This is a genomic window from Burkholderia sp. MSMB0856, assembly GCF_001524645.2.
Lineage (GTDB): Bacteria > Pseudomonadota > Gammaproteobacteria > Burkholderiales > Burkholderiaceae > Burkholderia > Burkholderia diffusa.
Window position 1 is genome coordinate 331319 of sequence record NZ_CP013427.1, and the last position, 20733, is coordinate 352051.

A 20733-nucleotide genomic window follows, 5' to 3' on the forward strand; every position below is an offset into this window, starting at 1 on the left:
AGGCCTCGGAAACGCGGCGTGGGCCGCGACGATCGCGGGAGGCAGGGATGGCAGGACGATGGGCGGCGCGGTTCGCGCCGGGCAGGCACCGTTCGACGGGCATCGACGTCGGGGCGGACGAAGTGAGGGTGGCCGTGCTGAGCCGGCGCGGCCGGACTGCGGATGTGCTGGTCGAAGGACTCGAGCGGGAGCCGGTCGGACTGGCGGGCGGGCCGGAGGACGCGCGCTGGGCCGCGGTCGCACGTGCGTTGGCGGCGGCGGTGTCGCGGCTGTCGGCGGCGGGCGTGCGTTGCGACGCGCGCGGCGTGATGGCGCTGCGCGATGACGAGATGCAGACCGCGACGCTCGATCTGGCCGGGCGCGACGACGTTGCGGACGCCGCCCGGCAGGCGGCCGAACGGATCTCGGGGCTGGCACCTGACGACCTTGCGTTCGACTGGCGGCAGGACGACGACGCGTGCCGGGGCGAGATTGCGGTCGCCGTGGCGCCGCAGGCATTGCTCGAGCGGCGGATCGACGTGGCCGCGCAGGCCGGCATCGATCTGACGGCCGTCGACGGCGAGTCGGCTGCCGCGCTGCGCGCGTTGCGCTACGCCGCGCAGTTCGAGCCCGACGCGCACGGCCCGTATGCCGCATTCTGGTTCAACGACACGGGCTTGCGCGGGTGGCGGATCGACGGCGCGATCGCCGCACCGGTGCTCGCGCTGTCCGGCGACGTGCGGGCGGCGTTGCCGGACGCATTGCGCCAGTGCGTGTTCGAGCCGGTGCGCTGCGTGCTCGTGGCCGGCGACGAGCGCTGCATCGCCCGCTGTGGCACGTCGGCCGCCGATATCGGCGATGCGCTCGGGGTGGCCGTGGTGCCGTTCGACTGCACCGGATGGGACGGTCTGCCGGGCGTGCCCGCCGGCGCGCCGGGCGGTCCGGCGTTTGCCCTCGCGATCGGGCTGGCGCTGCGCGGGGTGTGGGAGTGATGGCCGATATGGGGTTCGGGCGGGCTGCCGCCGGCCATGCCGCGCTCGGGGGCTTCAATTTGCTGCCATACCGTGAGCGGCTGGCGCAGGCGCTGCGGCGGCGCCGTGCCGCGCAATGCGGGGCGGCGATCGTGCTCGGCGCACTCGGGGCCGGAATCTGGACAGGGGTGGCGACAGCGTGGCGATGGCGCGTGGATGCCGAGCGCACGCGAGTGGAGGCGCGGTTGCGGCAATTGCAGCCGCAGGTCGATGCCGCACGGCGCACCGCCGGCGCGGCAGCCGATCTCGCGCAACGCGATGCACGAGCGGCCGTGCTTGCCGCGCCGTATCGGCGCGTTGCCGGACTGCTGGCGACGCTGGCGCAGGTGCGTGACGACACCGTTCACCTCGACGCATTGCGTACGACATCGTCCGGTGCCGAACTCGACGCGCGCGCGACGGGTTACCGGACGGCCGCGCGGTGGCTCGCACGCATCGCGGCCGAGCAGCGCGACTGGCACTTCGACATCGGTGCGCTGACACCGGCTTCGGCCACGCCGGTCGCGGGTTCGGTCGTGCCGTTTCGCTTTTCCGTGCAGGTGCGCTGGCACGACGCGCCGCCGCGACAGACGGCAACGGGAGGCGGCTCATGACGGCGATCGTGCATCAGTCCATGCCTGACGGCGTCGAGTGGCTCGGCCGCGTGACGCGGATGTCGCCGGCCGCCATGCACACCGTTGGTTGCGCGCTCGCATTCGCGTTCGTGATGGGCGTGGGCGTTTATCTGATGAATGCCGTCGATGGAAGCGGACTCGCACGCAGTCATGCATTGCTGACAACGGCGCAGATACGGGCCGCCGACGCACAACGGCTGCTCGCGGCCGCCGCGCCGCGGCGCGATATGGGCCCGGCTGCCGGGCACGACGCCAGCTCACCGCCTGCGCCGGGGTGGCCCGCGCTGATGCTGGAGCTGGCTGACGTGGTCCGAGGAAGCGGACTGCGGGTTGTGTCGATCGAACCGCGGCGCACTGACGATGCGGCGCCGGATGGCCGGCGCACGGTGCGGATCGTCGCGGAAGGCGGTTTTCCGGCGCTGCTGCGCCTGATGGGCGGGCTGGCGAGTTTCCCGGTGCTGGTGGTGCCGTCCGGGCTGCATATCGAGAGGAAACCGCCCGCGTCGCGGGTGGACATGATGATCGACGTGTTTCCGGCGCTGTCGGGGGGCCGGGTTCCGGATGGCGCGGAGGCGGTGCTTGCCGGCGCGCAGAGTGACGATCCCTTCGGCGGAGCCGGTTTGCCGACGGTGGCTGACGATATGACGCCGCGCCTGGCCGGCACCATTCGCGACGGACGCACCGGGCTTGCGCTGTTCGACGCCGGCGATGGCGCATTCGCGACCGTTGCGCCGGGTGAGGCGTTCGGGGTATCGCGTGTGGTGAGCGTCGAAACCGGTGCCGTGACGGTAGCGACGGCCGATGGCGCACGCCGGCTCGCCGTGGACGACGGAGGCCACTCATGACGAAGTATGGATGGTGGGTGATCGCATTCTGGGCCGGGTCGAGCGTGGCCGCCGTGGACGCGGCGCTACCGCCTTTGCCGCCGGCCGGCTGGCCGATCGGGGCGATACGGGTGTATGCCGAGGACACGCCGCTGCCGCAGGGCGTGCCCGACGGCCTGGACGGCGTGAGCGGTGGCGCGCCCGCGCACGATGGTCCACTGCCGTTCGACCAGGCGGCGCGCGCAGCGCTTCAGGCGAACACTCCGGCACCGGTACCACTGCTGGAAGGGCCGCCGATTCCGTTGCCTCCGCCGACGCGCATGAGCGACGCCGCGGCGCGGCACCCCGGCGATGCGGACGACGCACGGCGAATCTCGCTGAATCTACAGGGCGCCGGCCTCGCGGCCGCATTCGACGCGCTCGCGCGATTCACCGGGCTGAACATCGTCGTCGGCGAGCAGGTGCGCGGCACCGTGACATTACGTCTGAACAATGTCCGCTGGCGCGATGCGTTCGATACGTTGCTCGACACGCACGGGCTGGCGATGTCCCGGCGCGGCAACGTGATCTGGGTCACGCCGGCGGCCGAAGTCGCCGCGCGGGAGCGCGAGCGCTTCGAAACGCACGCACGCGCGGCCGAGCTGGAGCCGCTCGCGAGCCGAACCTTCGTGCTGCATTACCCGCGTGCGCAGGACGTGCAGCGGTTGCTGGCCGGGGCGACCGGCCAGCGCCTGCTGTCGAAGCGCGGCGCCGCGGCGGCCGATCCGCGCATGAACTTGTTGTTCGTCACCGATCTGGCGCCGCGCATCGAGCAGATCGCGGGCCTGATCGACGCGATCGACCGGCCGTCGCGGCAGGTCCGGATCGAGGCGCGCATCGTCGAGGGCGAGCAGGGGTTCTCGCGCAACCTCGGCGCACGCGTCGCGCTGCGCGCCCAGGGGCGGGCTCCCGCTGCAGACGGGGCGGCGACCGTGACGGACACACGCAACGCGCTCGATCTGGCCGCGCGACCGCTCGGCGGCTTCGAGGCGGCGACGGCCGGCTTCACGTTGTTCGCCGCGCCGCTCAGCCGCGTGCTCGACGTCGAATTGAGCGCGCTCGAGGCGCAGGGCCGGGGCCAGATCGTTTCGAGCCCGCGCGTGGTGACGGCCGACCGCGTGAAGGCGATCGTGGAGCAGGGCTCGGAGCTGCCGTACCAGGCGAAAGTCGGCAACGGCGTGAGCGGCGTGCAGTTCCGCCGCGCGACGCTGAAGCTCGAGGTCGAGCCGCAGATCACGCCCGACGGGCGCGTCGTGCTCGATCTGGACGTGACGAAGGACAGCATCGGCGAGCCGACGGCGGCCGGCCCGGCGATTCATACGAAGCACGTCCAGACGCGCGTCGAGGTCGAGGACGGCGGAACGGTCGCCATCGGCGGGATTTACGAGCAGTTGAACCGGGACGATGTGACGCGGGTGCCGCTCTTGGGCAAAATACCGGTTCTGGGCGCGCTTTTCCGGCACCGCGCGCGGCGCGACCAGCGCAACGAACTGGTCGTCTTCATCACGCCGACGGTCGTCGGCGCGCGTTGCGAAACGGCCGGCGCGGGCGACGCGGATGCGGGAAAAACGGGGCCGGAAGCCGGTGGCGCAGGCTCGACAAGGCAGCCGCTTTGCCAGTAAGCTGCGCCACACACCAGCAAGATTCAAGCAGAGGAAGCCGTTGCAAGCGCGGGACCCACACGCAAACGTATTTTTCGTCGGCCTTATGGGAGCGGGTAAGACCACCGTGGGCCGTGCGGTCGCGCGCCGGCTCGACAGGACGTTCTTCGACTCCGACCACGAAATCGAGGCCCGCACGGGTGCGCGCATTCCGGTGATCTTCGAGATGGAGGGCGAGGCCGGGTTTCGCGATCGCGAATCGCAGGTGATCGCCGATTTGACGCAGCGCGAGAACATCGTGCTCGCGACGGGCGGCGGCGCGGTGCTGCGCCCCGAAAATCGCGATTGCCTGAAAGGCAACGGCATCGTCATCTATCTGCGCGCCAATCCGCACGATCTGTGGCTGCGCACGCGCAAGGACAAGAACCGCCCGCTGTTGCAGACCGACGATCCGAAGGCGCGTCTCGAAGCGCTCTACGAAGTCCGCGACCCGCTGTACCGCGAATGCGCGGACTTCATCATCGAGACCGGCCGTCCGTCGGTCAACGGCCTCGTCAACATGGTGCTGATGCAACTCGAACTGGCAGGCGTCGTCGCCAAGCCGCTACAAGCATGATTACCGTCAACGTCGATCTGGGCGACCGCGCCTACCCGATTCACATTGGTGCCGGCCTGATCGGCCGCACCGAGCTGTTCGCTCCTCACATCACCGGTTCGTCGGTCACGATCGTCACGAACACGACGGTCGATCCGCTCTACGGCGACGCGCTGCGCGCGGCGCTCGCGCCGCTCGGCAAGCGCGTCTCGACGGTCGTGCTGCCGGACGGCGAAGCCTACAAGAACTGGGAAACGCTGAACCTGATCTTCGACGGCCTGCTGACCGAGCGCGCCGACCGCAAGACGACGCTCGTCGCACTCGGCGGCGGCGTGATCGGCGACATGACCGGCTTCGCCGCCGCGTGCTACATGCGCGGCGTGCCGTTCATCCAGGTGCCGACGACGCTGCTGTCGCAGGTCGATTCGTCGGTCGGCGGCAAGACGGGCATCAACCACCCGCTCGGCAAGAACATGATCGGCGCGTTCTACCAGCCGCAGGCCGTGATCGCCGATATCGGCGCGCTGACCACGCTGCCCGATCGCGAGCTGGCGGCCGGTGTAGCCGAGGTCATCAAGACGGGCGCGATCGCCGATGCGGCATTCTTCGACTGGATCGAGGCGAACGTCGATGCGCTGAACCGCCGCGAGCCCGCCGCGCTCGCGCATGCGGTGAAGCGCTCGTGCGAGATCAAGGCGAGCGTGGTCGCGGCCGACGAACGCGAAGGCGGGCTGCGCGCGATCCTGAATTTCGGCCATACGTTCGGCCATGCGATCGAGGCCGGGCTCGGCTACGGCGAGTGGCTGCACGGTGAAGCGGTCGGCTGCGGGATGGTGATGGCGGGCGACCTGTCGGTGCGGCTCGGCCTCCTCGACGAAGCGTCGCGGCAGCGGCTCGATGCGGTGATCGCCGCCGCGCACCTGCCGGTCCGCGGGCCGGCGCTCGGCAATGCGCGCTACATGGATCTGATGCGCGTCGACAAGAAGGCCGAAGCCGGTGCGATCAAGTTCATCCTGCTGAAGCGATTCGGCGATACGCTGATCACCCAGGCACCCGACGAAGCCGTGTTCGCCACGCTGGCGCAGACGACCCGGTAACGGCGCCCCGGATGCCCCGGCGCCCCTGACATGGAGGAGACGTGAGCGAGACATCCAGCAGCAAACCGTCCAAAGCCGGCCGCGCATCCGTCGCGGCGCCGGCCGAGCCGCCGACGCTGGCGGCGCTGGAAGCCCATCTCGCTCCGTATGCCGCCCACGCGTCGCAGTCGCGCGGCCGCCGCCATCACGAAACCCCGCCGGCGGCGCGCACCGAATTCCAGCGCGACCGCGACCGCATCGTTCATTCCACCGCGTTCCGCCGGCTCGAATACAAGACGCAGGTCTTCGTCAATCACGAAGGCGACCTGTTCCGTACCCGCCTCACGCACAGCCTCGAAGTCGCGCAGATCGCGCGTTCGGTCGCGCGCAACCTGCGGCTCAACGAGGATCTCGTCGAAGCGATCTCGCTCGCGCACGATCTCGGCCATACGCCGTTCGGCCATGCCGGGCAGGATGCGCTGAACGCGTGCATGCGCGAGCACGGCGGCTTCGAGCACAACCTGCAGAGCCTGGCCGTGGTCGATGAACTCGAGGAGCATTACGGCGCGTTCAACGGCCTGAACCTGTGCTTCGAGACGCGCGAAGGCATCCTCAAGCACTGCTCGCGCGAGAACGCGCGCAAGCTCGGCGCGCTCGGCGAGCGCTTTCTGCAAGGGCGCCAGCCGTCGCTGGAAGCGCAGCTCGCGAACATCGCGGACGAAATCGCGTACAACAACCACGACGTCGACGACGGCCTGCGCTCCGGCCTGATCACGATCGAGCAGCTCGCCGAAGTCGAGCTGTGGCAGCGCCACTACGACGCCGCGCTCGCCGAATTCCCGCATCTGGAAGGCCGCCGCCTCGTCCACGAGACGGTGCGCCGCATCATCAACACGCTGATCGTCGACCTGATCAACGAGACCACGCGCAATCTCGCGCGCGTCGCGCCCGCGTCGCTCGACGACGTGCGCGCCGCGCCGCAGCTCGTCGCGCACAGCGAGGCGATCGCTGCGCAGGCGGCCGCCCTCAAGCGTTTCCTGTTCAAGAACCTGTATCGCCACTACAAGGTGATGCGCATGGCGAACAAGGCGCAGCGCGTCGTCACCGGGCTGTTCGACGCGTTCATCGACGATCCGCGCCTGCTGCCGCCGCCTTACCAGTCGGACGACGACGCGCACCAGCCGCGCCTCGTCGCGCACTACATCGCCGGCATGACCGACCGCTTCGCGCTGAAGGAATATCAGCGCCTGTTCGTCGTCAACGACAACTGACTGTCACAAACGATCACTAGACTTCGCCGGTTCAATGGCGACGGGAATGTTGCACACGCTGTTGGTAACGTTTTCATAGGAGAGAGGTCGATGAAGAAGAAGCCCGCGGGGACCATGATTCGCTCGATCGCGCTGGGCGGCGCGTTGATGTTCGGTGTGCAGCATGCGGCGTTCGCCGTGACGGAGATCCAGTTCTGGCATGCGATGGAGTCGGCGCTGGGCGAGCGCGTGAATGAACTCGCCACGCAGTTCAACGCATCGCAGAGCGACTACAAGATCGTGCCGGTCTTCAAGGGCACTTACGATCAGGCACTCGCGGCGGGCATCGCCGCCTATCGCAGCGGCAACGCGCCGGCGATCCTTCAGGTCTACGAAGTCGGCACCGCGACGATGATGCAGGCGAAGAAGGCCGTCGTGCCGGTGTACGACGTGTTCAAGCAGGCCGGCGTGCCGCTCGACGAAAAGGCGTTCGTGCCGACCATCGCGAGCTACTACAGCGATGCGAAGACGGGCCATCTCGTGTCGATGCCGTTCAACAGCTCGACGCCGGTGCTGTACTACAACAAGGATGCGTTCAAGAAGGCCGGGCTCGATCCGAACCAGCCGCCGAAGACGTGGGCCGACGTGCAGGCCGCCGCGGAGAAGCTGCGCAAGTCCGGGATGACGTGCGGCTTCACGACCGGCTGGCAAGGCTGGATCCAGCTCGAGAACTACAGCGCGTGGCATGCGCTGCCGTTCGCGAGCCGCAACAACGGCTTCGACGGCACCGATGCGGCGCTCGAATTCAACAAGCCGCAGCAGATCGCGCACATCGCGTTCCTGCAGCAGATGCAGAAGGACGGCACGTTCACGTATGCGGGCCGCAAGGACGAAGCGTCCGCGAAGTTCTACAGCGGCGACTGCGGGATCCTGACGACGTCGTCGGGCGCGCTCGCGAACGTGCAGAAGTTCGCGAAGTTCAGCTACGGCACCGGCATGATGCCGTACGACGCGAACGTGAAGGGCGCGCCGCAGAACGCGATCATCGGCGGCGCGAGCCTGTGGGTGCTGGGCGGCAAGGATCCGGCGACCTACAAGGGCGTCGCGAAATTCCTCGCGTTCCTGGCCTCGCCGCCGATCGCCGCGAAGTGGCACCAGGAAACGGGCTACCTGCCGGTCACGACGGCCGCGTACGACCTCACGCGCCAGCAGGGCTTCTATGCGAAGAACCCGAGCGCGGAAACCGCGATCAAGCAGATGATGAACAAGCCGCCGCTGCCTTACACGAAGGGGCTGCGTCTCGGCAACATGCCGCAGATCCGCACGGTCGTCGACGAGGAACTGGAGCAGGTCTGGGCGCAGAAGAAGTCGCCGAAGGACGCGCTCGATTCGGCGGCCTCGCGCGGCGACGAGCTGCTGCGCCGCTTCGAGAAGTCGGGCGGCTGATCCCGCGTCGCGTTCGTGCCGCCGGCCTCCGCGTCGCATATGCGAGCGGGCGGCCGGCGGCGCGGTTCCTTTCCCGTTTCGCCTGACCGGATGCCCGCGATGCAATCCCGTTCCCGTTTCGGCGCGAGCCTGCTGCCGTACCTGCTCATCGCGCCGCAGCTCGCGATCACCGCCGTATTCTTCCTGTGGCCGGCCGGCGTCGCGCTGTGGCAGTCGACGCAGATGCAGGATGCATTCGGCACGTCGAGTGAATTCGTCGGCTTCGCGAACTTCACGCACCTGTTCGCCGATCCGCTGTACCTCGACTCGTTCCGCACGACGCTGGTGTTCAGCTCGCTCGTCACTGTGAGCGGGCTCGTCGTGTCGCTGTTGCTCGCCGCGTGCGCCGACCGCGTGATCCGCGGCGCGCGCGTGTACCGCACGCTGCTGATCTGGCCGTACGCGGTCGCGCCGACGATCGCGGCCGTGCTGTGGGCGTTCCTGTTCAACCCGAGCATCGGGCTCGTCACCTATGCGCTCGCGAAGGGCGGCATCGTGTGGAATCACGCGCTGAACGGCGGCCAGGCGATGTTCCTCGTCGTGCTCGCGTCGGTGTGGAAGCAGGTGAGCTACAACTTCCTGTTCTTCTACGCGGGGCTGCAGGCGATCCCGCGCTCGCTGATCGAGGCGGCGGCGATCGACGGTGCCGGGCCGGTGCGGCGCTTCTTCAACATCGTGCTTCCGCTGCTGTCGCCGACGAGCTTCTTCCTGCTGGTCGTGAACCTCGTCTACGCGTTCTTCGACACGTTCCCGGTGATCGACGCGGCCACCGCCGGCGGCCCCGCGCAAAGCACGAAAACGCTGATCTACAAGATCTTCACGGAGGGCTTCCAGGGCCTCGACATCGGCAGTTCGGGCGCGCAGTCGGTCGTGCTGATGATCATCGTCGTCGGCCTGACGGTGATCCAGTTCCGCTTCGTCGAACGCAGGGTGCAATACGCATGATCGAAAATCGCAAGGGCTTCGACCTGTTCTGCCACGCGGTCTTGATCGCGGGCGTCGTGCTGATCGTGTTTCCGGTGTACGTCGCGTTCTGCGCGGCGACGATGAACGCGCAGGAAGTGTTCACGATCCCGCTGTCGCTGGTGCCGAGCACGCACCTGCTGGAGAACATCGCTTACATCTGGGGGCACGGCAGCGGCGGCACGACGGCGCCGTTCGGCCGGCTGCTCGTCAACAGCCTCGTGATGGCGCTCGGGATCGCGGTCGGCAAGATCGCGGTGTCGATCCTGTCCGCGTACGCGATCGTCTATTTCCGCTTTCCGTTCCGCAACACCGCGTTCTGGCTGATCTTCATCACGCTGATGCTGCCGGTCGAGGTGCGGATCTTCCCGACCGTGCAGGTCGTGTCGACGCTGCACCTGACGAACACATACGCGGGGCTTTCGCTGCCACTGATCGCGTCGGCGACCGCGACGTTCCTGTTCCGCCAGTTCTTCATGACGCTGCCCGACGAGCTGATGGACGCCGCGCGCATCGACGGCGCGGGGCCGCTGCGCTTTTTCTGGGACGTGGTGCTGCCGCTGTCGAAGACGAGCATCGCGGCGCTGTTCGTGATCACGTTCATCTACGGCTGGAACCAGTATCTGTGGCCGATCCTGATCACGACGGAGGCGTCGCTGTCGACGGCGGTGGTGGGCATCAAGACGATGATCGCGAGCGGCGACGCCGCGACCGAGTGGCAATACGTAATGGCGGCGACGCTGCTGGCGATGATTCCGCCGCTCGTCGTCGTGCTGGCGATGCAGCGCTGGTTCGTGCGCGGCCTCGTCGATTCCGAGAAATGAACCACGGACGGTAACCGGGAGAAGGACCAGGTATGGCTGCGCTGAGCTTGAAGGGCGTCAGGAAATCCTACGACGGCAAGCAGCATGTGCTGCATGGCATCGACGTGGAGATCGCCGACGGCGAATTCATCGTGCTGGTTGGCCCGTCGGGCTGCGGCAAGTCGACGCTGCTGCGGATGATCGCGGGGCTCGAGACGGTGACGGACGGCGAGATCGCGATCGGCGAGCGCGTGGTCAACGCGCTGGAGCCGAAGGATCGCGACATCGCGATGGTGTTCCAGAATTACGCGCTGTATCCGCACATGACGGTCGCGCAGAACATGGGCTACGGGCTGAAGATCCGCGGCATCGAGCGCGCGACGATCGACGCGCGGGTGGCCGCGGCCGCGAAGATCCTCGAACTCGAGCCGCTGCTCGCGCGGCGGCCGCGCGAGCTGTCGGGCGGCCAGCGGCAGCGCGTGGCGATGGGGCGCGCGATCGTGCGCGAGCCGTCGGTGTTCCTGTTCGACGAGCCGTTGTCGAACCTCGACGCGAAGCTGCGCGTGCAGATGCGGCTGGAGATCCAGCGGCTGCATGCGCGGCTCGCGACGACGAGCGTGTACGTGACGCACGACCAGATCGAGGCGATGACGCTCGCGCAGCGCGTGATCGTGATGAACCGCGGTTATGCGGAGCAGATCGGCGCGCCGGTCGACGTGTACGAGAAGCCGGCGACGGTGTTCGTCGCGGGCTTCATCGGCTCGCCGGCGATGAACCTGATGCACGGCCGGCTGTCCGAGGATGGCGCGACGTTCACGGTCGCGGGCGGCGGCCCGGCGCTGCCGGTTGCCGGCGCGCCCGGCATCGGCACCGCGATCGCCCCGGGGCGCGACTGGGTGCTCGGCGTGCGGCCGGAGCACATGACGCCGCAGCCGGGTGTCGCGCAGGCGACGCTGCCGGTCGACTCGTGCGAGCTGCTCGGCGCGGACAACCTCGCGCACGGACGCTGGGGCAACCACGACGTCGCGGTGCGCCTGCCGCACGCGGATCGTCCCGCGCGCGGCACGGCGCTGGCCGCCGCGCTGCCCGCGCATCGGCTGCACTTCTTCGATCCCGAGACCGGCAAGCGTGCCGGCTGACCCTGACGCACCCGCTGGGAGGCGCACGATGACTTTCCGTTCCGACTGGCCATATCCGCGCGTCGTCGCCCATCGCGGCGGCGGCACGCTCGCGCCGGAGAACACGCTCGCCGCGTTCGACGAAGGTGCGCGGCGCGGTCACCGGATGGTCGAGTTCGACGCGAAGCTGTCCGCCGACGACGTGAGCTTCCTGCTGCACGACGACACGGTCGACCGCACGTCGAACGGCAGCGGGCCGGCAGCGGGCATGCGCTACGCGGCGCTGGCCGCGCTCGACGCCGGCGCCTGGTTCGACGCGCGTTTCGCGGGCGAGCGGATGCCGACGCTCGAGGCGGCGGCGGCGCGCTGCATCGCGCACGGGCTGGCGGCGAACGTCGAGATCAAGCCGTGCCCGGGCCGCGAGCGCGACACCGGGCAGCGGGTGGCGGCCGATGCGGCCGCGTACTGGCACGGCGCCGCCGTGCCGCCGCTGCTGTCGTCGTTCTCGTTCGACGCGCTGCAACAGGCGCGCGCAAGCGCACCGGCGCTGCCGCGCGGGATGCTGTACGAGGCGGTGCCGGACGACTGGCACGCGCAGGTCGTCGGCGCGCTCGGCTGCGTATCGTTGCACGCGAACCACAAGACGCTCGACGAACCGCTCGTGCGCGCGATCAAGGCGGCCGGGCTGCGCATCCTGGTCTACACGGTCAACGACCTCGCCCGGGCGCGCGAACTCGTGCGCTGGGGCGTCGAAGCGGTCTGCACGGACCGCATCGACCTGATCGGCCCCGATGCACTGGACGACATCACGTAGCGAGCGGTCCCGCGCGATGATGAATGCGGGAAAACCCTGAGACAAAAAAACGACGCCCCGGCGGGATTTCCGCCGGGGCGTTTTGCGTCGAGGAGACGTTACGTCACGAAAAATCCGCTACAAATTGCAGCAGGATTAACCATTCCCCAAATATTCGACTACGCTTAGAAGCGGTAGCCGACGTTCAGGTACGTGACGATCGGGTTGAGCGAGATCTTCGCTTTCGACGTTTCGGTCAGGGTGCCGACCGGCGTCCGGCGGGCGGTCGTGAAGGTCGCGGTCACGCTGACCGGGATGTACGAGATCGACAGGCCCCCGAACCAGTGCTTCGTGAAGTTGTACGTGAAGCCGGCGTTGAGCACGGGCGCCCACTGGTTGCTGGTCGTGGCGCTGGTCGGGCCGCCGAGCACACCGTTCTCGAAGCTGCTGTTCGTGATCTTTGCGCCGGTGAACCAGACATACGTCGCGCCGACGCCGAGATACGGACGGAACTTCGCGTTGGCGTCGTTGAAGTGATAGCGAAGCAGGACGGCGGGGCTCCACTGGTACGCACGGCCGAGTACGCCGAACTTTTCGAACTGACCCTTGCCGGTAATGTCGAACTTCGGCGGTATCCCCATGACGAGCTCGGTGGAGATGTGGTCGGTGACGAAGTAGCCAGCGGCGAGCCCAAGCGTATCGGCGTCGTTGATGCCGGCGCCGGTGTTGGGAATCGATTGGTTGATGGGCGTGCCGCCGACGCGGTACAGGAACAGCGGATCGCTGCTGTCCTGCGGCGACAGGTGGAACCAGCCGGTGCTGACGTAGAAATCACCTGCGGATTGTGCTTGTGCCGCACCGCTCGCAAACGTGAATGCGAGCGCTGCAGCCCCCGTAATGGCCAGTTTTCGTTTCATTGTGTCTCCTCCGATCTAAGGCGTGCTCATTATGACGACTGCGTTTAAAACCAAACAAGCTCGTAAGTTAGAGTTTTCACCCTAGGATTAGTACGACCGTACGCTTCCGCGCCCCGCCGGGATTGGCATTCTACGCAGGTGCGCAATTTCGGACCTTCGGGTATTTCCTAACGCGTTCAAACGGACATTCAGCATGGCACGGTTAGCACGACTCTACGTTCCCGACCAGCCGCAGCACGTGATACTGCGCGGCCTGGATCAGCAACCCGCGTTCGTCGACGACCAGGACTACGAACTCTTCATCGATTGCCTGAAGGCCGCGGCACGCGATCATCATCTTTCGGTGCATGCCTACGTGCTGCTTCCGCGTCAGGTGCAGCTCCTCGTGACGCCGAGCGACGAGGCAAGCCTGCCGAAGGCGATGCAGGCGGTCGGTCGCCGCTACGTCGCGCATTTCAACCGACGTTATTCGCGTCGCGGCACTTTGTGGGAAGGCCGCTATCGCGCGACCGTGATCGAAGGCGAGCGCTATTTCCTGCTCGCGAGCCGCGTGGTCGAGATGAGCCCGGTGCGCTCGCAGCTGGTCGCGACGGCCGACGCCTATCGCTGGTCGAGCTATCGGCACCACGTCGGGCTCACCGTCGACAGCCTGATCACCGACCATCCGCTCTACTGGGCACTCGGCAACACGCCATTCGATCGTCAGCGTGCGTACAAGGAGCTCTGCGAGCAGCCGCTCGACGAGCGGCAGGCCGACCAGCTCCAGCAAGCGACGCTGAAGGGCTGGGTGCTCGGCGGCGAGAACTACCGCGAGTGGGCGGCGCGCACCGCGAACCGCCGCGTGTCGCCGCTGCCGCGCGGACGCCCCAGAAAGGTGCGTGAAAATACCCCGCCGATCCAGCAGTAACGCGGGAAAGGCGGATCACGAGGCGGCGCTGCGGGCGCCGCTTCTTTTTGCACCAAAATGATACGGCCCCAATAAAACAGCACCAGATCAGAGCATGTGTTTAATTGGGGTTCGATCATGCGGTTTTTGTTGCTATTCCTTTGATTCGTCGCGTATATTCCGAATTCCGGTGGCCCGGGTGAAGCTCGCCCAACCACTGTCGGCCGTGCCGTCTCCCGTCGGGAGCGGGATCGACGGCAACAAAAAATGGTTCAACGGCCCTCGCGGCCCCTTTACGACGGTGTCCCCATGAACGACCACCAGCAGCCGCTCGCCGCGGTGCCCGCCGCACAAGGTCTGTACGACCCGCAAAACGAACACGACGCCTGCGGCGTCGGCTTCGTCGCTCACATCAAGGGCAAGAAGAGCCACGAGATCATTCAGCAGGGTCTGAAGATCCTGGAGAACCTCGATCACCGCGGCGCGGTCGGTGCCGATCCGCTGATGGGCGACGGCGCCGGCATCCTGATCCAGATTCCGGACGCGTTCTATCGCGAGGAAATGTCGAAGCAGGGCGTGACGCTGCCGCCGGCCGGCGAATATGGGGTCGGGATGATCTTCCTGCCGAAGGAAAACGCGTCGCGTCTCGCGTGCGAGCAGGAGCTCGAGCGGACGGTGCGGGCAGAGGGTCAGGTCGTGCTCGGCTGGCGCGACGTGCCGGTCGACCATGCGATGCCGATCTCGCCGACCGTCAAGGCGAGCGAGCCGCTGATCCGTCAGATCTTCATCGGCCGCGGCAAGGACATCATGGTGACGGACGCGCTCGAGCGGAAGCTGTACGTGATCCGCAAGACCGCGAGCCACCGCATCCAGGCGCTGAAGCTCAAGCACGGCAAGGAATACTTCGTGCCGTCGATGTCGGCGCGCACGATCGTCTACAAGGGGCTGCTGCTGGCGGGCCAGGTCGGCGTGTACTACCGCGACCTGCAGGACGAGCGCGTCGTGTCGGCGCTCGCGCTCGTGCACCAGCGCTTCTCGACCAACACGTTCCCGGCATGGGAACTGGCTCACCCGTACCGGATGATCGCGCACAACGGCGAGATCAACACCGTGAAGGGCAACGTGAACTGGCTGAACGCGCGTACCGGCGCGATCGCGTCGCACGTGCTCGCCGACGATCTTCCGAAGCTGTGGCCGCTGATCTACCCGGGCCAGTCGGACACCGCGTCGTTCGACAACTGTCTCGAACTGCTGGTGATGGCCGGCTACCCGCTCGTGCACGCGGTGATGATGATGATCCCGGAAGCCTGGGAACAGCACACGCTGATGGACGAGAACCGCCGCGCGTTCTACGAATACCACGCCGCGATGATGGAGCCGTGGGATGGCCCCGCCGCGATCGCGTTCACGGACGGCCGCCAGATCGGCGCGACGCTCGACCGTAACGGCCTGCGCCCGGCGCGCTACATCGTGACCGACGACGACCTCGTCATCATGGCGTCGGAAGCCGGCACGCTGCCGATCCCCGAATCGAAGATCGTCAAGAAGTGGCGCCTGCAGCCGGGCAAGATGTTCCTGATCGACATGGAACACGGCCGCATCATCGACGACAAGGAACTCAAGGACAACCTCGCGAACGCGAAGCCGTACAAGAGCTGGATCGACGCCGTGCGCATCAAGCTCGACGAGATCGAGCCGAAGGCCGAGGACGTCGCGGCCGGCCGCACGCAGGGCGCGGCGCTGCTCGATCGCCAGCAGGCGTTCGGCTACACGCAGGAAGACCTCAAGTTCCTGATGGCGCCGATGGCGCAGCAGGGCGAGGAAGCCGTCGGCTCGATGGGCAACGACTCGCCGCTCGCGGTGATGTCGAACAAGAACAAGACGCTCTACCACTACTTCAAGCAGCTGTTCGCGCAGGTCACGAACCCGCCGATCGACCCGATCCGAGAGAACATGGTCATGTCGCTCGTGTCGTTCATCGGCCCGAAGCCGAACCTGCTCGACACGAACAACATCAACCCGCCGATGCGTCTCGAAGTGTCGCAGCCGGTGCTCGACTTCAAGGACATCGCGAAGATCCGCGCGATCGACCAGTACACGGGCGGCAAGTTCAGCGCATACGAACTGAACATCTGCTATCCGGTCGCATGGGGCAAGGAAGGCATCGAGGCACGCCTCGCGTCGCTGTGCGCGGAAGCCGTCGACGCGGTCAAGTCGGGCTACAACATGCTGATCGTGTCGGACCGCAAGACGGACGCCGAGCACGTCGCGATTCCGGCGCTGCTCGCCACGTCCGCGATCCACACGCACCTCGTCCAGCAAGGGCTGCGTACGAGCACGGGCCTCGTCGTCGAGACGGGCTCGGCGCGTGAGACGCACCACTTCGCGCTGCTCGCGGGCTACGGCGCGGAAGCAGTGCACCCGTACCTCGCGATGGAAACGCTCGCGAAGATGGCGGAAGGCCTGCCGGGCGACCTGTCGCCGGAGAAGGCCGTCTACAACTTCACGAAGGCGGTCGGCAAGGGCCTGCAGAAGGTGATGTCGAAGATGGGCATCTCGACGTACATGTCGTACACGGGCGCGCAGATCTTCGAAGCACTCGGCCTGTCGAGCGACCTCGTCGAGAAGTACTTCAAGGGCACGGCATCGAAGGTCGGCGGCATCGGCCTGTTCGAAGTCGCGGAAGAAGCGATCCGCCTGCACCGCGATGCGTTCGGCGACAACCCGGTCCTGCGCGACATGCTCGACGCGGGTGGCGAGTACGCCTATCGCGTGCGCGGCGAAGACCACATGTGGACGCCGGACTCGATCGCGAAGCTCCAGCACGCGACGCGCAGCAACTCGTACCAGACGTACAAGGAATACGCGCACCTGATCAACGACCAGACCAAGCGTCACATGACGTTCCGCGGCCTGTTCGAGTTCAAGGTCGAGCCGACCAAGGCCATCCCGATCGACGACGTCGAGCCGGCGAAGGACATCGTCAAGCGCTTTGCGACGGGCGCGATGTCGCTCGGTTCGATCAGCACCGAAGCGCACGCGACGCTCGCGATCGCGATGAACCGGATCGGCGGCAAGTCGAACACCGGCGAAGGCGGCGAGGACGAGAAGCGCTACCGCAACGAACTGCGCGGCATTCCGATCAAGTCGGGCGAGACGCTGAAGTCGGTGATCGGCGACGAGATCGTCAGCGACATTCCGCTGAAGGACGGCGATTCGCTGCGCTCGAAGATCAAGCAGGTCGCGTCGGGCCGCTTCGGCGTCACCGCCGAGTACCTGGCATCGGCCGACCAGATCCAGATCAAGATGGCGCAGGGCGCGAAGCCGGGCGAAGGCGGCCAGCTGCCGGGCCACAAGGTGTCGGAATACATCGGCAAGCTGCGTTACTCGGTGCCGGGCGTCGGCCTGATCTCGCCGCCGCCGCACCACGACATCTACTCGATCGAGGATCTGGCGCAGCTGATCCACGACCTGAAGAACGTGAACCCGAGCTCGAGCATCTCGGTGAAGCTGGTGTCGGAAGTCGGCGTCGGCACGGTCGCGGCTGGTGTCGCGAAGGCGAAGGCCGATCACGTCGTGATCGCCGGCCATGACGGCGGCACGGGCGCATCGCCGCTGTCGTCGGTCAAGCATGCGGGCACGCCGTGGGAACTGGGCCTCGCCGAAACGCAGCAGACGCTGGTGCTGAACCGCCTGCGCGGCCGCATCCGCGTGCAGGCCGACGGCCAGATGAAGACGGGTCGCGACGTCGTGATCGGCGCGCTGCTCGGCGCGGACGAATTCGGCTTCGCGACGGCGCCGCTCGTCGTCGAGGGCTGCATCATGATGCGCAAGTGCCACCTGAACACGTGCCCGGTCGGCGTCGCGACGCAGGATCCGGTGCTGCGTGCGAAGTTCAAGGGCCAGCCCGAGCACGTCGTGAACTACTTCTTCTTCGTCGCCGAGGAAGTGCGCGAGATCATGGCGCAGCTCGGCATCGCGAAGTTCGACGACCTGATCGGCCGCGCCGACCTGCTCGACACCCGCAAGGGCATCGAGCACTGGAAGGCGAAGGGCCTCGACTTCTCGCGCGTGTTCTACCAGCCGGAAGAATGCGAGGACGTCGCGCCGCGTCACGTCGACGTGCAGGATCACGGCCTCGAGCGTGCGCTCGACCACGTGCTGATCGAGAAGGCGAAGGCCGCGATCGAGAACGGCGAGCATGTGTCGTTCATCCAGCCGGTGCGCAACGTGAACCGCACGGTCGGCGCGATGCTGTCGGGCGTGATCGCGAAGAAGCACGGCCACGACGGCCTGGCCGACGACGCGGTGCACATCCAGCTGAAGGGCACGGCCGGCCAGAGTTTCGGCGCGTTCCTCGCGAAGGGCGTGACGCTCGACCTCGTCGGCGACGGCAACGACTACGTCGGCAAGGGCCTGTCGGGCGGCCGGATCATCATCCGTCCGACCAACGACTTCCGCGGCAAGTCCGAGGAAAACATCATCTGCGGCAACACGGTGATGTACGGCGCGATCGAAGGCGAATCGTTCTTCCGCGGCGTCGCGGGCGAGCGCTTCTGCGTGCGTAACTCGGGCGCGACGGCGGTCGTCGAAGGCACGGGCGACCACGGTTGCGAATACATGACGGGCGGCACGGTCGTCGTGCTCGGCGAAACCGGGCGCAACTTCGCGGCCGGCATGTCGGGCGGTCTCGCGTACATCTACGATCCGGAAGGCACGTTCGCGGCGAAGTGCAACAAGTCGATGGTCGCGCTCGAGCCGGTGCTGCAGCAGGCCGAGCAGGAGCGCACGGTCGACCGCGCGCTCTGGCATGAGGGCACGACGGACGAAGCGTTGCTCAAGGGGCTCGTCGAGCGTCATTTCCAGTTCACGGGTTCGCCGCGCGCGAAGTCGCTGCTGGAAAACTGGGACGCGGCGCGCCGCCAGTTCGTGAAGGTGTTCCCGCACGAATACAAGCGCGCGCTGGGCGAGATCGGTGCGAAGAAGGCGGCGAAGGAAGTGCTGGCCGCCTGAGCGACGAACGACATAGCGAATGCCGCGCGCGCATGATTGCCGCGCGCGGCTCCCCCACCCGATACACCGAACAGAAGAGCACCTTATGGGCAAGGCAACCGGTTTTCTGGAGTTCGAACGCCGCCACGAGGCGTACGAAGCACCGCTCACGCGCGTGAAGCACTACAAGGAATTCGTCGCGGCGCTGACCGACGCGGACGCGAAGGTCCAGGGCGCGCGCTGCATGGATTGCGGCATCCCGTTCTGCAACAACGGCTGCCCGGTCAACAACATCATCCCGGACTTCAACGATCTCGTTTACCGCCAGGACTGGCAGCAGGCGATCGAAGTCCTGCATTCGACCAACAACTTCCCCGAGTTCACGGGCCGTATCTGCCCGGCGCCGTGCGAGGCAGCCTGCACGCTCGGGATCAACGAGGATCCGGTCGGCATCAAGTCGATCGAGCACGCGATCATCGACAAGGCCTGGGCGGAAGGCTGGGTGAAGCCGCTGCCGGCCGAGCACAAGACGGGCAAGAAGGTCGCGGTCGTCGGTTCCGGCCCCGCGGGTCTCGCGGCCGCGCAGCAGCTCGCGCGCGCCGGCCACGACGTGACGGTGTTCGAGAAGAACGACCGCATCGGCGGCCTGCTGCGTTACGGGATCCCCGACTTCAAGCTCGAGAAGTGGCTGATCGATCGCCGCATGCGCCAGATGGAAGCGGAAGGCGTGACGTTCCGCACCAGCGTGTTCATCGGCAAGGACGCGCTGCCGGACTCGATCGGCAACATGGCGAAGGAAACCATTTCGCCGGAGAAGCTGAAGGAAGAATTCGACGCGGTCGTGATCGCGGGCGGTTCGGAAACGCCGCGCGATTTGCCGGTGCCGGGCCGCGAGCTCGCCGGCGTGCATTTCGCGATGGACTTCCTGCCGCAGCAGAACCGCGTGAACGCGGGCGACAAGCTCGTCGATCAGCTGCTCGCGAAGGGCAAGCACGTGATCGTGATCGGCGGCGGCGATACGGGTTCGGACTGCGTCGGCACGTCGAACCGTCACGGCGCGAAGCAGGTTACGCAGTTCGAACTGCTGCCGCAGCCGCCGGAAGAGGAAAACAAGCCGCTCGTGTGGCCGTACTGGCCGATCAAGCTGCGCACGTCGTCGTCGCACGAGGAAGGCTGCGAGCGTGACTGGGCGGTCGCGACGAAGCGTCTCGAAGGCAAGAACGGCAAGGTCGAGAAGCTGATCGCGGTGCGCGTCGAGTGGAAGGACGGCAAGATGCAGGAAGTGCCGGGCTCCGAGTTCGAGATGAAGGCCGACCTGGTGCTGCTCGCGATGGGCTTCACGCAGCCGGCAGCCACCGTGCTCGAGGCGTTCGGCGTCGCGAAGGACGCACGCGGCAACGCGCGCGCGGCGACCGAAGGCGATCGCTCGTACTACACGTCGGTCGACAAGGTGTTCGCGGCAGGCGACATGCGCCGCGGCCAGTCGCTCGTCGTCTGGGCGATCCGCGAAGGCCGCCAGTGCGCGCGTTCGGTCGATGCGTACCTGATGGGGCATTCGGAACTGCCGCGCTAAGCTGAAGCGCGCGAGCGGGTTTCGAGGAAAACCGGGCGTCCGAAAGGGCGCCCGGTTTTTTTTGTGGTGCGGCGTTCCGCCGATATTCAATTGTCCTCAGGCAGGTATCCGTCGTCCGCTGTCGCCCGCCGCGCGCCCCCGCATCTTTCCGAAGCGTCGCCTAACCTGATCACATCAGGTACCGATGTTCCGCG

The 20733-nt window shown here is 67.2% G+C and carries 16 protein-coding genes; 15 read left to right on the forward strand and 1 reads right to left on the reverse strand.

The features are described 5' to 3' along the window. The first annotated feature begins 47 nt into the window (after window positions 1-47). The 12 genes from WS87_RS02565 to ugpQ all read left to right on the forward strand — a co-directional run bounded on the left by WS87_RS02565 (window position 48) and on the right by ugpQ (window position 12192). On the forward strand, window positions 48-971 hold the full coding sequence (locus WS87_RS02565) for a hypothetical protein (RefSeq protein ID WP_059820873.1): 924 nt from the start codon (window positions 48-50) through the stop codon (window positions 969-971). Continuing rightward, window positions 971-1603 carry a fimbrial protein gene (locus tag WS87_RS02570; RefSeq protein WP_236873223.1) on the forward strand — a complete coding sequence of 211 codons (633 nt, stop codon included), beginning with the start codon at window positions 971-973 and terminating at the stop codon, window positions 1601-1603. Before WS87_RS02565 ends, WS87_RS02570 begins: the two co-directional genes overlap by 1 nt. Next, window positions 1600-2469 carry a hypothetical protein gene (locus WS87_RS02575; RefSeq protein WP_059820874.1) on the forward strand — a complete coding sequence of 290 codons (870 nt, stop codon included), beginning with the start codon at window positions 1600-1602 and terminating at the stop codon, window positions 2467-2469. The genes WS87_RS02570 and WS87_RS02575 overlap by 4 nt, the downstream gene beginning before the upstream one ends. Beyond that, on the forward strand, window positions 2466-4109 hold the full coding sequence (locus WS87_RS02580) for a type IV pilus secretin PilQ (protein WP_059820875.1): 1644 nt from the start codon (window positions 2466-2468) through the stop codon (window positions 4107-4109). Before WS87_RS02575 ends, WS87_RS02580 begins: the two co-directional genes overlap by 4 nt. 40 nt (window positions 4110-4149) lie before the next feature. Continuing rightward, the gene (locus tag WS87_RS02585) at window positions 4150-4704 is read left to right on the forward strand and encodes a shikimate kinase (RefSeq protein WP_082750778.1); all 555 of its coding nucleotides are present in this window, start codon (window positions 4150-4152) and stop codon (window positions 4702-4704) included. After that, window positions 4701-5780, forward strand: coding sequence for a 3-dehydroquinate synthase (gene aroB, locus WS87_RS02590; RefSeq protein WP_059820877.1), 1080 nt, complete (start codon window positions 4701-4703; stop codon window positions 5778-5780). Before WS87_RS02585 ends, aroB begins: the two co-directional genes overlap by 4 nt. A 41-nt stretch (window positions 5781-5821) precedes the next feature. Further along, window positions 5822-7030, forward strand: a complete 1209-nt coding sequence (locus WS87_RS02595; RefSeq protein ID WP_059820878.1) for a deoxyguanosinetriphosphate triphosphohydrolase — start codon at window positions 5822-5824, stop codon at window positions 7028-7030. Between the two features lie 90 nt (window positions 7031-7120). Next, window positions 7121-8455 carry a sn-glycerol-3-phosphate ABC transporter substrate-binding protein UgpB gene (gene ugpB, locus WS87_RS02600; RefSeq protein ID WP_059820879.1) on the forward strand — a complete coding sequence of 445 codons (1335 nt, stop codon included), beginning with the start codon at window positions 7121-7123 and terminating at the stop codon, window positions 8453-8455. 99 nt (window positions 8456-8554) lie between these two features. Further along, window positions 8555-9439, forward strand: coding sequence for a sn-glycerol-3-phosphate ABC transporter permease UgpA (gene ugpA, locus WS87_RS02605; RefSeq protein WP_057924841.1), 885 nt, complete (start codon window positions 8555-8557; stop codon window positions 9437-9439). After that, window positions 9436-10281 (forward strand): sn-glycerol-3-phosphate ABC transporter permease UgpE, encoded by an 846-nt coding sequence (gene ugpE, locus WS87_RS02610; RefSeq protein ID WP_059820880.1) that lies wholly within the window; start codon window positions 9436-9438, stop codon window positions 10279-10281. Before ugpA ends, ugpE begins: the two co-directional genes overlap by 4 nt. A gap of 32 nt (window positions 10282-10313) precedes the next feature. Continuing rightward, entirely contained in the window at window positions 10314-11399 is a 1086-nt protein-coding gene (locus WS87_RS02615; RefSeq protein WP_059702559.1) for a sn-glycerol-3-phosphate import ATP-binding protein UgpC, read from the forward strand. A 28-nt stretch (window positions 11400-11427) separates the two neighbouring features. After that, window positions 11428-12192: a glycerophosphodiester phosphodiesterase gene (gene ugpQ / locus WS87_RS02620; protein WP_059820881.1), complete on the forward strand. Its 765-nt coding sequence runs from the start codon at window positions 11428-11430 to the stop codon at window positions 12190-12192. 164 nt (window positions 12193-12356) lie between these two features. On the opposite strand, the gene WS87_RS02625 is transcribed toward ugpQ, so the two are convergent. Further along, a complete protein-coding gene (locus WS87_RS02625; protein WP_059692376.1) occupies window positions 12357-13088 on the reverse strand; it encodes an OmpW/AlkL family protein in 732 nt (243 codons plus the stop codon). Between the two features lie 193 nt (window positions 13089-13281). Here WS87_RS02625 and WS87_RS02630 point away from each other — a divergent pair, with 193 nt between their 5' ends. The 3 genes from WS87_RS02630 (at window position 13282) to WS87_RS02645 (ending at window position 20539) form a co-directional block, all read left to right on the forward strand. Continuing rightward, window positions 13282-13995 (forward strand): transposase, encoded by a 714-nt coding sequence (locus WS87_RS02630; RefSeq protein WP_059467849.1) that lies wholly within the window; start codon window positions 13282-13284, stop codon window positions 13993-13995. A 288-nt stretch (window positions 13996-14283) separates the two neighbouring features. Next, a complete protein-coding gene (locus WS87_RS02640; protein ID WP_059820882.1) occupies window positions 14284-18987 on the forward strand; it encodes a glutamate synthase-related protein in 4704 nt (1567 codons plus the stop codon). A gap of 85 nt (window positions 18988-19072) precedes the next feature. Beyond that, window positions 19073-20539 carry a glutamate synthase subunit beta gene (locus WS87_RS02645; protein ID WP_059820883.1) on the forward strand — a complete coding sequence of 489 codons (1467 nt, stop codon included), beginning with the start codon at window positions 19073-19075 and terminating at the stop codon, window positions 20537-20539. Window positions 20540-20733: the final 194 nt, after the last annotated feature.

Excerpts from the sequence above, each read along its gene's own strand:
- aroB (WP_059820877.1), top strand. The coding sequence starts at position 4,701 with ATGATTACCGTCAACGTCGATCTGGGCGACCGCGCCTACCCGATTCAC.
- WS87_RS02580 (WP_059820875.1), top strand. The coding sequence starts at position 2,466 with ATGACGAAGTATGGATGGTGGGTGATCGCATTCTGGGCCGGGTCGAGC.
- WS87_RS02630 (WP_059467849.1), top strand. The coding sequence starts at position 13,282 with ATGGCACGGTTAGCACGACTCTACGTTCCCGACCAGCCGCAGCACGTG.
- WS87_RS02625 (WP_059692376.1), bottom strand. The coding sequence starts at position 13,088 with ATGAAACGAAAACTGGCCATTACGGGGGCTGCAGCGCTCGCATTCACG.
- WS87_RS02640 (WP_059820882.1), top strand. The coding sequence starts at position 14,284 with ATGAACGACCACCAGCAGCCGCTCGCCGCGGTGCCCGCCGCACAAGGT.
- ugpQ (WP_059820881.1), top strand. The coding sequence starts at position 11,428 with ATGACTTTCCGTTCCGACTGGCCATATCCGCGCGTCGTCGCCCATCGC.
- ugpE (WP_059820880.1), top strand. The coding sequence starts at position 9,436 with ATGATCGAAAATCGCAAGGGCTTCGACCTGTTCTGCCACGCGGTCTTG.
- WS87_RS02575 (WP_059820874.1), top strand. The coding sequence starts at position 1,600 with ATGACGGCGATCGTGCATCAGTCCATGCCTGACGGCGTCGAGTGGCTC.
- WS87_RS02565 (WP_059820873.1), top strand. The coding sequence starts at position 48 with ATGGCAGGACGATGGGCGGCGCGGTTCGCGCCGGGCAGGCACCGTTCG.
- WS87_RS02570 (WP_236873223.1), top strand. The coding sequence starts at position 971 with ATGGCCGATATGGGGTTCGGGCGGGCTGCCGCCGGCCATGCCGCGCTC.
- WS87_RS02645 (WP_059820883.1), top strand. The coding sequence starts at position 19,073 with ATGGGCAAGGCAACCGGTTTTCTGGAGTTCGAACGCCGCCACGAGGCG.
- ugpA (WP_057924841.1), top strand. The coding sequence starts at position 8,555 with ATGCAATCCCGTTCCCGTTTCGGCGCGAGCCTGCTGCCGTACCTGCTC.
- WS87_RS02615 (WP_059702559.1), top strand. The coding sequence starts at position 10,314 with ATGGCTGCGCTGAGCTTGAAGGGCGTCAGGAAATCCTACGACGGCAAG.
- ugpB (WP_059820879.1), top strand. The coding sequence starts at position 7,121 with ATGAAGAAGAAGCCCGCGGGGACCATGATTCGCTCGATCGCGCTGGGC.